Annotated in this window: 12 protein-coding genes; 3 read left to right on the top strand and 9 right to left on the bottom strand. The window is 67.4% G+C overall.

The window, feature by feature from the left end:
• Positions 1-45 precede the first annotated feature (45 nt).
• Positions 46-2,082 carry a PhoX family protein gene (locus tag QKY98_RS15405; RefSeq protein ID WP_007162340.1) on the top strand — a complete coding sequence of 679 codons (2,037 nt, stop codon included), beginning with the start codon at positions 46-48 and terminating at the stop codon, positions 2,080-2,082.
• Positions 2,083-2,606: 524 nt separating this feature from the next.
• Here QKY98_RS15405 and gspK read toward each other — a convergent pair.
• The 8 genes from gspK to QKY98_RS15365 form a co-directional block, all read right to left on the bottom strand.
• Positions 2,607-3,626, bottom strand: coding sequence for a type II secretion system minor pseudopilin GspK (gene gspK / locus QKY98_RS15400; protein ID WP_284671197.1), 1,020 nt, complete (start codon positions 3,624-3,626; stop codon positions 2,607-2,609).
• 134 nt (positions 3,627-3,760) lie between these two features.
• A complete protein-coding gene (locus tag QKY98_RS15395) occupies positions 3,761-3,976 on the bottom strand; it encodes a TOBE domain-containing protein (RefSeq protein WP_007163030.1) in 216 nt (71 codons plus the stop codon).
• A 23-nt stretch (positions 3,977-3,999) separates the two neighbouring features.
• Positions 4,000-4,809, bottom strand: a complete 810-nt coding sequence (gene ssuB / locus QKY98_RS15390) for an aliphatic sulfonates ABC transporter ATP-binding protein (RefSeq protein ID WP_027598405.1) — start codon at positions 4,807-4,809, stop codon at positions 4,000-4,002.
• The gene (ssuC, locus tag QKY98_RS15385) at positions 4,806-5,594 is read right to left on the bottom strand and encodes an aliphatic sulfonate ABC transporter permease SsuC (protein ID WP_017639828.1); all 789 of its coding nucleotides are present in this window, start codon (positions 5,592-5,594) and stop codon (positions 4,806-4,808) included. Before ssuC ends, ssuB begins: the two co-directional genes overlap by 4 nt.
• 10 nt (positions 5,595-5,604) lie before the next feature.
• Complete coding sequence (gene ssuD / locus QKY98_RS15380) at positions 5,605-6,753, bottom strand: FMNH2-dependent alkanesulfonate monooxygenase (RefSeq protein ID WP_064309466.1); 1,149 nt, start codon at positions 6,751-6,753, stop codon at positions 5,605-5,607.
• A 24-nt stretch (positions 6,754-6,777) separates the two neighbouring features.
• Positions 6,778-7,743, bottom strand: coding sequence for a sulfonate ABC transporter substrate-binding protein (locus QKY98_RS15375; RefSeq protein ID WP_007163026.1), 966 nt, complete (start codon positions 7,741-7,743; stop codon positions 6,778-6,780).
• Between the two features lie 15 nt (positions 7,744-7,758).
• Positions 7,759-8,346 carry an NADPH-dependent FMN reductase gene (gene ssuE, locus QKY98_RS15370; RefSeq protein WP_027598408.1) on the bottom strand — a complete coding sequence of 196 codons (588 nt, stop codon included), beginning with the start codon at positions 8,344-8,346 and terminating at the stop codon, positions 7,759-7,761.
• 163 nt (positions 8,347-8,509) lie between these two features.
• Entirely contained in the window at positions 8,510-9,148 is a 639-nt protein-coding gene (locus tag QKY98_RS15365; protein ID WP_027598409.1) for a peroxiredoxin, read from the bottom strand.
• A gap of 297 nt (positions 9,149-9,445) precedes the next feature.
• Here QKY98_RS15365 and QKY98_RS15360 point away from each other — a divergent pair, with 297 nt between their 5' ends.
• A complete protein-coding gene (locus QKY98_RS15360) occupies positions 9,446-9,661 on the top strand; it encodes a DUF6316 family protein (protein WP_007163023.1) in 216 nt (71 codons plus the stop codon).
• A 55-nt stretch (positions 9,662-9,716) separates the two neighbouring features.
• Positions 9,717-11,654 carry a bifunctional tRNA (5-methylaminomethyl-2-thiouridine)(34)-methyltransferase MnmC2/FAD-dependent 5-carboxymethylaminomethyl-2-thiouridine(34) oxidoreductase MnmC1 gene (gene mnmC, locus QKY98_RS15355; protein WP_284671196.1) on the top strand — a complete coding sequence of 646 codons (1,938 nt, stop codon included), beginning with the start codon at positions 9,717-9,719 and terminating at the stop codon, positions 11,652-11,654.
• On the opposite strand, the gene QKY98_RS15350 is transcribed toward mnmC, so the two are convergent.
• A complete protein-coding gene (locus tag QKY98_RS15350) occupies positions 11,651-12,484 on the bottom strand; it encodes an aldo/keto reductase (protein ID WP_027601428.1) in 834 nt (277 codons plus the stop codon). The two genes, mnmC and QKY98_RS15350, sit on opposite strands and share 4 nt — an antisense overlap.
• Between the last annotated feature and the right edge of the window lie 21 nt (positions 12,485-12,505).

The following is a 12,505-nucleotide window of genomic DNA, read 5'->3' as shown; positions in this document are numbered from 1 at the left end:
TCCTAAAGTCGCCGGCTCCCGTGATCAACCAAGGAAGCTTTGCGCATGAGCACTTTCACGAGCGACGACCGTAACCGCAACGAAAGCGGCAACGAACCGCTGGATGCCGTCGTCGACCGTTATCTGTCGCGCCGCAGTGTCATGAAGGGCGGTCTGGGTGCCGCCATCGCCATGATCGCCGGCGGTGGCCTGACCGCCTGCTTCGACGGCGGTGGCGGCTCGCACGACGATCCGGCCCCCAGCCAGCCGGCCCCGGCGCCGCAGCTCAAGCTTGGCTTCGAATCCATCCGCGGCGCCCGACTCGACGCCATCGTCCTGGCCTCTGGCTACAGCGCCCGCACCCTGGCGCCCTGGGGCACCCCGCTGAACAACCTGGCCAACGCCTGGCGCAGCGACGGCAGCAACACCTCCACCGACCAGGCCAATGCCGCCGGCATGCACCACGACGGCATGCACTTCTTCCCGCTGAACAACTCCAGCAGCGACGGCCTGCTGGCCATCAACTACGAATACATCGACCAGAAGGTGCTGCACCCCAACGGCCCGACCACCACCAACGGCAAGCGTCCGGCCGAGGAAGTGCGCAAGGAGATCAATGCCCATGGCGCGGCGGTGATCCGCATCCGCAAGGTCAACGGCATCTGGCAGGTGGTCACCAACGACGCGCTGAATCGCCGCTTCACCAGCGCCACGCCCATGGAAATCGCCGGTCCGCTGCGCGGCAACGCCAATCTGGTCACCCCCTACTCCCCCGACGGCACCCGCACCCGCGGCACCAACAACAACTGCGGCAACGGCTTCACCCCCTGGGGCACCTACCTCACCTGCGAGGAGAACTGGCCGGGCATCTTCGTCAACAAGGGCACCCTGCCGGTCGACCAGAAGCGCATCGGCATCACCAACAAGAGCAACTACGGCTGGGAGACGCCGGCGGGTGACGCCAGCGAGGTGGACAACGAATTCCGCCGCTTCGACCTGACCCCCACCGGCGCCAGCGCGACCCAGGACTTCCGCAACGAAGCCAGCGGCTACGGCTACATCGTCGAGATCGACCCCTACAACAGCGCCGCGCCGGCCACCAAGCGCACCGCCATGGGTCGCTTCCGCCACGAGGGCTCGGCCTACGGTATTCCGGTCGCCGGCCAGCCGCTGGCGTTCTACATGGGCGACGACTCGCGCAACGAATACATCTACAAGTTCGTTTCCGCCGCCGCCTGGGATCCGGCCGACGCCAACTCGGCCAATCGCCTGGCCATCGGCGCCAAGTACCTGGACAACGGCACCCTCTACGTCGCCCGCTTCGATGACGGCGGCAACGGCAAGTGGCTGCCGCTGACGGTCAATGCGCCGACCAAGGATGGCCGTACCCTGGGCGCCCTCTACGGCGACCTGGCCGGCATCATCCTCAACACCCGCGGCGCCGCCGACGCCGTGGGCGCGACCCCGATGGACCGCCCGGAGTGGACCACGGTCAACCCCTTCACCGGCGAGGTCTACGTCACCCTCACCAACAACTCGGCACGCACCTCGGCCAATGCCGCCAACCCGCGGGTGCCCAACGTCAACGGCCACATCGTGCGCTGGAAGGACAACAGTAACCAGACCGACTTTACCTGGGACATCTTCGTCTTCGGCTCGGACGCCGGTGCGGCCCCAGATATCAATCGCTCAGGCCTGACCGAACTCAACCAGTTCGCCAGCCCCGACGGCCTGGCCTTCGACAGCCGCGGCATCCTCTGGATCGAGACCGACAACAGCGACAACGCCGTGGCCGAGTACACCAACGACCAGTTGCTGGCGGTCATTCCGGCCCAGGTTGTGGATGGCAGCGGCAAGCAGGTCGCCATTTCCGCCACCAACCAGACCGCGCTACGCCGCTTCCTGGTCGGACCCAATGGCTGCGAGATCACCGGCATCACCTGGACCCCGGACCTGACGACCATGTTCATCAACGTCCAGCACCCGGACAACTGGCCGTTCAGCGAAGTCGCCACCGACGCCACCCCGGCCGGCACCAAGGTGCGTCCCCGCGCCTCCACAGTGGTGATCCAGAAGCTCGACGGCGGCCCCATCGGCGTCTGATCGCGTCGGCGAGAGCCAGGCTCCCCCGGTTGGCGACGACCGCGGGAGCCTTTTGCCTTCCGGCGGCTTTGAGATCCTTCCCGTCGAGCAGGGAGCCGCGCAGCGTTTTCTACGCTACGGCTCTGGCGTTGATGGAGCGGATCACCTGCTCCGACAGCCCCCTCTCCCCCTGGGAGAGGGTTGGGGTGAGGGCATGCCCCGCGCATCGGAGCCACCTGTGGAAAAGGCTGCGCCGTTTTCCACGCTACGGCTCTGGCTTTGATGGAGCGGCTCGCCTGCTCCGATAGCCCCCTCTCCCCCTGGGAGAGGGTTGGGGTGAGGGCATGCCCCGCGCTACAGAGCCACCTGTGGAAAAGGCTGCGCCGTTTTCCACGCTACGGTTCAAGCGTTGATGGAGCGGATCACCTGCTCCGACAACCCCCTCTCCCCCTGGGAGAGGGTTGGGGTGAGGGCATGCTCCGCGCTACGAAGTCACCTGTGGAAAAGGCTGCGCCGTTTTCCACGCTACGGCCCGGACCGCAAGGCTACTGCAACACCTCCGCCCCACCCGGGCCTGGTACCCACAGCGTGGTGTCCCGTGTCGCCAGCCAGCGCACCCGTTGCGCCGGCACCGCGGCATGCCAGCGACTCACGCCCTGGGCCGCCAGCTGCCGCACCTGACGAAAGACCTGGCTGTCGCGACTCACCTCGACCCCGAGCAGGAAGTCGCCGCTGTTGAGGATCAGCCGCTGGGTCAGCAGGCTGAAGGTCTCCTCCCCCACCCCCGGCAGCGCTTCGCGCAGGCTCTCGACCGTGGCATAGCCCTGGGCGGGCCGCGCGGTGATCAGCAGTTGCAGCGTCTCGCGCGGCACCTCATCGAGAAACAGCGCCTCCAGCAGCGCCAGCTGACCCAGCCCCAGGGCATTGGCATTGAGGCGCCAGCCGGAGGTTTCCGGCAGGGCACAGAGTTCACGCAGGTGCAGATGCCGACCAGGGCGCGCCGGCTCCAGCCGATCCAGTTCGCCGATCTCGGCCAGCGGCAGATTGGGCACCAGCAGCGGCGGCGCCAGCCGCAGGGCCTCGGCACTCTCCAGACCGAATTCACGGGTCTCGCCGTCGGCATCGACCCAGTCGGCGAGGCGCTCGGCAAAGGCCGCAGCCGTCAGTCCGGGCTCGCCCAGGCCGCCCGGACGCTGCGCCAGCAGCTGCTTCAGCTGCCGCAACGCCAGGTCCCGCTCCGGGCCGGCCAGGGCGTTGACGTTGAAGCAGCCGTGCAGATCGCGCAGCTGGGCACGGACCTGGGCCCCCTCCACCTCATAGGCCAGCACCTCCCCCCTCAGGCTCTGCCAGAACTCGGGACGCTGGCGGGCCCCGGCCTGTATCAGGCCCTGGGTGACTACCTGCTCGGCGCCCGCCGCCAGCGCCCGCGCCAGGGTCTCGTGCTCCAGCAACCGCGCCCGCTGCAGTTCGGCCCGCCCTTCGGCCAGCAGCACCGGCAACAAGGCCGCCACCAGGGCCAGCGCCCAGAGCGCCATCAGCAGGGCCACGCCCCTTTGTCGCCGCACCCGCATTCCTCCAGGCAAAAGCGGCATTGGAACCGACCCAGGTTGCAGAATCGTGGCAGTGACGCGGATGCACAACACCAGGCCCCAACAAAAAACCCGCCACCAGGGCGGGTTTCCTCACCAGCAGGGCCGCCTCACAGCTTGGCGATGGACACCTCGGTGGATTTGACGAAGGCGATCACCTCGCTGCCCACCTGGAGTTCCAGCTCCTTGACCGAGCGGGTGGTGATGACGGAGGTGACGATGCCGGCGGCGGTCTGGACGTCGATCTCGGAAAGCACCGAGCCCTCGATGATTTCCTTGATGGTGCCCTTGAACTGGTTACGAACGTTGATGGCCTTGATGGTCATGGCAGAACTCCTCGGGTGATCAATCAGTAGGCCCAGCGCAGTTGCGTGGGCAGGGGTTGCACGATTTCGGGTAGATCGGGGTTGAGCGGCTGCTGCAGCACCCGGGCCAGTACCTCGGCTTCCAGGCGGGCCAGCTGGGCATCGCCGGCGGCCCGGGGGCGCGCCAGATTGACGTCGAGATCCAGGCCGACATGGCCGTCTTCGATGAGCACCACGCGGTCGGCCAGGGCCACCGCCTCGCCCACGTCGTGGGTCACCAGCAGCACGGTGAAGCCGTGGCGCTGCCAGAGGCCTTCGATGAGTTGCTGCATCTCGATGCGGGTCAGGGCATCCAGGGCGCCCAGCGGCTCGTCGAGCAGCAGCAGGCGCGGCTGGTGGATCAGGGCGCGGGCCAGGGCTACGCGCTGCTTCTGGCCGCCGGACAGCGCCGAGGGCCATTCCTGGGCGCGATCGGCCAGGCCGACCGCTTCCAGCGCTTCCAGCGCCTTGGGCTTCCAGTCGCCCTTGAGACCCAGGCCGACGTTGTCGATGATGCGTTTCCAGGGCAGCAGGCGCGCGTCCTGGAACATCAGCCGGGTGTCTTCGCGGTGCGCCGCCAGGGGTTCGTCCTGCCCCAGCAGGGTGCCGCCACTGGCGCGGTCGAGTCCGGCCACCAGGCGCAGCAGGGTGCTCTTGCCGCAGCCACTGCGGCCCACCACGGCGACGAACTGGCCGGCCGGGATCTCCAGATCGATCCCATGGAGCACGGTGCGCTCGCCAAAGGTCTTGACCACCTGTTGCAGCTTCAGGGCGATGCCCCGCGCCAGCGGTGGAACGGCTTGCAGACTGGTCATGCGTGGGCTCCCTTCTGATAGGCCGGATGCCAGCGCAGCCAGGCGCGTTCCAGGCCGCGGGCGGCGAGATCCGCCAGCTTGCCGAGGACGGCATAGAGCAGGATGGCCAGCACCACGATGTCGGTTTGCAGGAATTCCCGGGCGTTCATCGCCAGGTAGCCGATGCCGGAGCTGGCGGAAATGGTCTCGGCGACGATCAGCGTCAGCCACATCAGGCCGAGGGCGAAGCGCACCCCCACCAGGATGGCCGGCAAGGCGCCCGGCAGTACCACGTGCCAGAACAGCCGCGCCCCGGAGAGGCCGTAGCTGCGGGCCATCTCCACCAGCGCCGGATCGACGTTGCGGATGCCGTGGTAGGTATTGAGGTAGATGGGGAAGAACACCCCCAGGGCCACCAGGAACAACTTGGCCGACTCGTCGATGCCGAACCAGAGGATCACCAGCGGGATCAGCGCCAGGTGCGGCACGTTGCGCACCATCTGCAGGGTGCTGTCGAGCAGGCGCTCGCCCCATTTCGACAGCCCGGTGATGAAGCCCAGCGCCAGGCCGATGCTGCCACCGATGGCGAAGCCGATACCGGCACGCCAGCCGCTGATGGCCAGGTGTTGCCAGAGCTCACCGCTCTTGACCAGGCTCCAGCCCGCTTCCAGCACCGCCGCCGGCGACGGCAGGATGCGGCTGGACAGCAGGCCGCTGCTCACCGACAGCTGCCAGGCGACGATCAGGGCCACCGGCACCACCCAGGGCGCCAGGCGCTGGAGTTGACGTTCAGTCGTACTGCTCATGCCCGCCCCCTCAGCTCTGCGCCGCTTTCTGCGGCAGGATGTCGTTGGCCACCATCTCGCCGAAGGGACTCACGTAGTTGGCGCCCTCCACCTGGGTCGGCCGCTTGACCGGCAGGTGCGGGAACAGCAGTTCGGCCACCCGGTAGGATTCTTCCAGGTGCGGATAGCCGGAGAAGATGAAGGTATCGATGCCCAGGGCGGCGTATTCCTTGACCCGCGCGGCCACGGTGGGACCGTCGCCGACCAGCGCGGTCCCGGCGCCGCCCCGCACCAGGCCGACACCGGCCCAGAGGTTGGGGGCGATCTCCAGGTTGTCGCGGCGGCCCCCGTGCAGCGCGGCCATGCGCTGCTGGCCGACCGAATCGAAGCGGGCGAAGGCGGCCTGGGCCTTTTCGATGGTGGCATCGTCCAGGTTGGCGATGAGCCGGTCGGCGGCCTTCCAGGCCTCTTCGTTGGTCTCGCGGACAATCACGTGCAGGCGGATGCCGAAGCGCACCGTGCGGCCCTGGGCGGCGGCCTTGGCCTTGACCGCCTCGATCTTCTCGCGCACCGCGTCCAGGGGTTCGCCCCAGGTCAGGTACAGCTCCACCTGCTCGGCGGCCAGGTCCTGGGCGGCATCGGAGGAGCCGCCGAAGTACAGCGGCGGGCGCGGTTGCTGCAGCGGCGGATAGAGCAGCTTGGCGCCCTTCACCTGGATGTGCTTGCCGTCATAGTCCACCGTCTCGCCCTCCAGCACGCGACGCCAAATGCGGGTGAACTCCACCGAGGCTTCGTATCTTTCGCTGTGGGACAGGTGCAGGCCGTCACCGGCCAGCTCGTCGGGATCGCCGCCGGTGACCAGGTTGAACAGCGCCCGGCCGCCGGACAGACGATCCAGGGTGGCCGCCTGCCGCGCCGCCACGGTGGGCGAGATGATCCCCGGGCGCAGGGCCACCAGGAACTTGAGTTTCTGGGTGACCGGGATCAGCGAGGCGGCCACCAGCCAGGAATCCTCGCAACTGCGACCGGTGGGGATCAGCACCCCGCCGAAACCCAGGCGATCGGCGGCCTGGGCGACCTGGGTCAGGTAGCCGTGGTCGACGGCGCGGGCGCCTTCGGCGGTACCCAGGTAGTGACCATCGCCGTGGGTCGGCAGGAACCAGAAGATATCGAGACTCATGGGGACTTTCTCCAGCAGGCGAATTCAGGGTTTGGCGGCAGCGGTCTGCAGACTGGCGGGCGGGGTCCACACCACGTCGCGGATAACCAGCGGCTTGGGAATCAACTTGAGGGCGGTGAAGGCGTCGGCGATCTTCTGCTGCTGCGCCGCCACCTCGGGACTGATGAACCGGGCGCCATAGCCCTGGCGCTTGACCACCCGTTCGGCGGTGTCCAGCGGCAGGTTCAGCAGCGGCGCCACCTGGGCGGCGACCTGGTCGGGGTGGGCCTTGGCCCACTCGCCCACCGAGCGCACCTCGTCGACGATGGCGCCGACCTGTTCGGGATGGGCCTTGGCGAAGCTGCGGGTGGCCAGATAGAACTGATGGTTGTCGGCGAGGCCGGTGGCATCGGTCAGGGTGCGCGCCTGCAACTGGGTCTCGGCGGCGGCCTGATAGGGATCCCAGATCACCCAGGCATCCACCGCGCCGCGCTCGAAGGCGGCGCGGGCATCGGCGGGCGGCAGGTAGACCGGCTGGATGTCCTTGTAGGGGATGCCGGCCTTGGCCAGTGCCTGCACCAGCAGGTAGTGGACGTTGGAACCCTTGTTCAGGGCGATCTTCTTGCCCCTGAGATCGGCCAGCGACTGGATGGCCGAATCCTTGGGCACCAGGATGGCTTCGCTGGTGGGCGCTGGCGGCTCGTGGGCCACATAGACCAGATCGGCCCCGGCGGCCTGGGCGAACACCGGCGGGGTCTCCCCGGTCACGCCGAAGTCGATGCTGCCGACGTTGAGGCCTTCCAGTAGCTGCGGGCCGCCGGGGAATTCGGTCCACTGCACCTTGACGCCGTCCTTGGCCAGGCGCTGCTCCAGGGTGCCGCGGGCCTTGAGGGTGATCAGGGTGCCGTACTTCTGGTAGCCGATGCGCACCGTCTCTTCCGCCTGCGCCAGGCCGGCGGCCAGGGTCAGCAGGGAAACGGCGAGCAGCGAACGGGTGAAGGAGAACTGCATGACTAACGCTCCTGGTCAGATGCCCCAGCGCGCCTGACCGATGCGATCGGCCAGCAGCTCGGGGGTCAGGGGTTGGGGACGCCGCACCAGGGCCGCGTGGAATTGTTCGAGGGATTCGTGCAGGCGCTGCTCCAGCGCCGGGGTCAGGGCGACGCCGGTCTCGGTGTAGCTGACCTGGCTGTCGTCGGCGAAGACGCCATTGAGGATTTCCTGAGCCTTGAGCGCCGAGAGCACCGGCTTCAGCGCGTAGTCGATGGCCAGCAGGTGGCCGCTGGAACCGGCGGTGGCCAGGGGCAGCACCACCTTATGGGTCAGGGCGCGTTCGGGCAGCAGGTCCAGCAGGGTCTTGAGGGCGCCGGCCAGGGAGGCTTTGTACACCGGGGTGGCGATCACCAGGCCATCGGCGGCCTGCAACTGGGCGATCAGTTCCACTACTGGCGGACTGTCGAAACGGGCACCGATGAGGTCGGCGGCGGGAAAGTCCTGGATACGCCAGCGCGACAATTCCACGCCGCGCGCCTGCAGCCAGTTCGCTGCCAGATCCAGCACGCCGGTGGAGCGCGACCGCGCTCCCGGACTGCCCGCCAAAGTCACCACCTGCATCGCCGCCTCCAGGATAAAAAGGAGCGGTGTCGCGCCGCTCGAAAAGGAATGAGCGGACCTTAGCAAGGGGTGCTTATTCCCTAAAAATATCCTTTAGGCACTTGGTTATAACCAGAAAACAAAAACCCCGGCCGGAGCCGGGGTTTTCTTGTCACCGCAGGTGTCAGCGATTGGGCTGCGGGGTCAGGCGCAGATAGGGCTTCACCGCGGTGTAGCCCTTGGGAAAACGGCGCTTGAGTTCTTCTTCGTCTTTGAGCGACGGCACGATGACCACGTCATCGCCATCCTTCCAGTTGCCCGGGGTCGCCACCTTGTGATTGTCGGTGAGCTGCAGGGAGTCGATCACCCGCAGGATCTCGTCGAAGTTGCGTCCGGTGCTGGCCGGATAGGTGATCGACAGCCGCACCTTCTTTTGCGGATCGATGACGAACAGCGAGCGCACCGTGAGGGTGTCGTTGGCGTTGGGGTGGATCATGTCGTAGAGGGTCGAGACACTGCGATCGGCGTCGGCCAGGATCGGAAAGCCCACGGCGGTCGCCTGGGTTTCCTCGATGTCCTTGATCCAGCCCTGGTGCGATTCCAGGCCGTCCACCGAGAGGGCGATCACCTTGACGTCGCGCTTGGCGAATTCGTCCTTGAGCTTGGCGGTGAGGCCCAGTTCGGTGGTGCAGACCGGGGTGAAGTCGGCCGGATGGGAGAAGAGCACGCCCCAGCTGTCGCCCAGCCACTCGTGGAAGCGGATGCGACCCAGGCTGGAATCCTGTTCGAAATCGGGGGCGATGTCGCCCAGACGGATGGTCATTGGCAGTTCTCCTGATGCAGGTAGGGATAGCGGCACTATGCCGCCCACCAGAGCGGGCGGGAAAGATCGGATCACGCTGTGGTTATAACGCGAAAGACGACCCGTCCAGGGCCATCGTCCGGCGGCTACGCCCTGTGCTGCGTGATGCCTCTCACAATTTCGTCGCGCTTTTTCCACCCAGGCGCCGCGGCCGCTAGGGTGCTACACCTAAGGAAGATCGACGGACCGCCATTTGGCCGAGCGGGGCAACCCGCAGCGCTCGCCATGGTCTGTTGGCAAGACGAGGAGGAGATTCTCATGTTAGGCAAACGTAATGACGACCCCGGTGCCAGCACCCATTTCCGTAGCGAGCGCGTCAGCGTGGTCAACGGTCAGTTTTTCTTCACCACCCGCGAGGGCACCCTGGAAGGCCCCTTCTTCAGCCGCGAAGAAGCCCTCAACCAGATCGATCGCTACGTCGAACGGCTGCAGACCTCTCAGGGCCTGATGCGCCAATCCGTCAGCAACGTCTGACCGCCTGCGCTCGATCCTTTAGACTGCGCGCCCTGAATCCCAGGCCGCGCCGCTCATGACCGATTTCCAGCACGCCCAGCTCGACTGGGATGCCTCCGGGCAACCCCTCTCCCGCACCTATGGCGACGTCTACTTTTCCCGCGCCAGCGGTCTGGAAGAGACGCGCTATGTCTTCCTGCAGCAGAATCGCCTGGCCGAACGCTTCGCCGCGCTGGTGCCGGGCGAAGTCTTCACCATCGGCGAGACGGGTTTCGGCACCGGCCTCAACTTCCTCTGCGCCTGGCAACTCTTCGACGCCCTGGCACCACAGGAAGCGCGCCTGCATTTCGTCAGCGTCGAGCGCTTTCCGCTGACCGCTGCCGATCTCGCCCAGGCGCTGAGTCTCTGGCCGGAACTCGCCCCCTACAGCGCAGCGCTGCAGCGGCAGTACCAGGCGATCCATCCAGGCTTCCAGCGGCTGATCCTGGGCGACGGGCGCATCACCCTGACCCTGCTGGTCGGCGATGTGCTGGAGCGCCTGCCCGAACTGGATGCCCGTTGCGATGCCTGGTTCCTGGACGGCTTCGCCCCGGCCAAGAACCCCGAGATGTGGACGCCCGCGCTGTTCGCCGAGCTGGCTCGGCTGTCCCATGCCGGCACCACCCTGGCGACCTTTACCTGTGCCGGCTTCGTCCGCCGTGGTCTCAACGAGGCCGGCTTCGCCATGGCCAAGGTGCCCGGCTTCGGCCACAAGCGCGAAATGCTGGCCGGCAAGCTGGAACGCCCCGTCGCCCCTACCCCCATGCCCTGGTATGTCCGCCCAACGCGCCCCCAGGGCCCGCGCACGGCCCTGGTCATAGGCGCCGGCCTGGCCGGTTGCGCCACCGCCGCCAGCCTGGCCCGCCGCGGCTGGCAGGTCCGGATCGTCGAGCGCCACGGGGCGCCCGCCCAGGAGGCCTCCGGCAATCCCCAGGGCGTGCTCTATCTCAAGCTGTCGGCCCATGACACCCCGCTCAGTCGGCTGATCCTCGATGGCTTCGGCCTGACCCTGCGCGAATTACAGGCTCTGCCACCTGGCGCAGCCTGGTCACCCTGCGGGGTGCTGCAACTGGCGCTGACGGACAAGGACGCCCAGCGGCAGGCGCAACTGGCCGCGCACTTCCCCGCCGATCTGCTGCAGCCGCTGGACAGCGAAGCCGCCAGTGACAGGGCCGGAATCGGTCTGACGGCGGGTGGCCTGTTCTTTCCGGAAGGAGGCTGGGTACATCCGCCGGCGCTGTGCGCGCACTGGCTGACCCATCCGAATATCGAGCTGGTCACCCATACCGAGGTGATCGCCCTGCAGCAGACCGAGCACGGCTGGCAGGCCAGTACCCGCGGCGAGCCGCTGACGGCGACGGTGGTAGTAGTGGCCAGCGCCGCCCAGGCCCGAACGCTGCTGCCCGGCCTGCCACTGAAGGCGATCCGCGGACAGCTGTCCGCGCTGCCGGAAACCCCGGACAGCCAGGCGCTGGCCACCGTGGTCTGCGGCGAAGGCTATCTCGCCCCGGCGCGGGAAGGTCGGCACTGCCTGGGCGCCAGCTTCGTGTTCGACCGGAGCGACACCGAACCCAGCCAGGCGGAACACCAGAGCAACCTGCACCTGCTCGCCGAATTGTCACCCGCGCTGGCTGTCGGCTATGAAGCCGAGAAACTGGAAGGTCGCGTGGCTTTCCGCTGTACCTCGCCGGATTACCTGCCCCTGGTCGGCCCGGTGGTGGACGAAGACCTCTTCGTCCAGCGCTACCAGGCACTGGCCTACGACGCCCGCCAGGTACCCGAGCAGACGGCGCCCTGGCGCGAGGGACTCTATGTCAATCTGGCGCACGGCTCCCGTGGCCTGGTCACCACCCCGCTGGCCGCCGAACTGCTGGCGGCCTGGCTGGAAGACGAGCCCCTGCCGGTGGCGCGGCAGGTGGCCGAAGCCTGCCACCCCAGTCGTTTCCCCCTGCGCCGGTTGATTCGCGGCGGCTAGATGATCGCCAGCGGACTCTTGGCTTGCGGCGGCGGAAAGGCGCCGTCGAGCAGGGCGAAGTCCTCTTCACTCAGGCGCAGATCCAGGGCCCGCGCATTCTCTTCCAGATGTCCGGCATCGCCGGCCTTGGGAATGGCGATCACACCCGGCTGACGCAGCACCCAGGCCAGGGCGATCTGCGCCGGGGTGGCCTGATGCCGTTCGGCCAGGGTAGCCAGGGCCGGGTGGCGCAGCAGATCCCCGCCCTGCCCCAGCGGACAATAGGCCATCAGGGGCATCTGCTGACGCTGGCACCAGGGCAGCAGGTCATGCTCGATACCGCGCTGTTCCAGGTTGTAGAGCACCTGATTGGCGCTGCAGCGATCATCGTTCAACTCGAGCATGTCGCTGGTGTCGAGGTTGGAAACGCCCCAGTGGCGGATCTTGCCTTCGTCGCGCAGTTTCTCCAACGCCATGACCGTCTCGATCAGCGGCACCTGGCCGCGCCAGTGCAGCAGATAGAGGTCGATGACATCGGTGCCCAGGCGTTTCAGGCTGCGTTCGCAGGCCAGGGGTACGCCGGCTTCGGTGGCGTTCTTCGGATAGAACTTGCTCACCAGGAAGACCTCGTCCCGCCGCCCGGCCATGGCCTCGCCCACCAGTTCCTCGGCGCGGCCTTCGCCATACATCTCGGCGGTGTCGATCAGGGTGAGTCCCAGGTCCAGCCCCTGGCGCAGGGCACTGACCTCCTGGCGATGCAGATCCGCGTTCTCGCCCATGCGCCAGGTACCCTGGCCCAGCGCCGGAACGGTAGTGCCATCGGGCAAACGAACGGTTTGAGCGGTATTCATGGGCGCTTCCTTCTCTTGGAT

The sequence above is a fragment of the Pseudomonas sp. HR1 genome (assembly GCF_030175875.1).
Lineage (GTDB): Bacteria > Pseudomonadota > Gammaproteobacteria > Pseudomonadales > Pseudomonadaceae > Chryseomonas > Chryseomonas oryzihabitans.
Note: the sequence above shows the minus strand (reverse complement) of the source record. Positions and strands in the feature narration are given on the sequence as shown.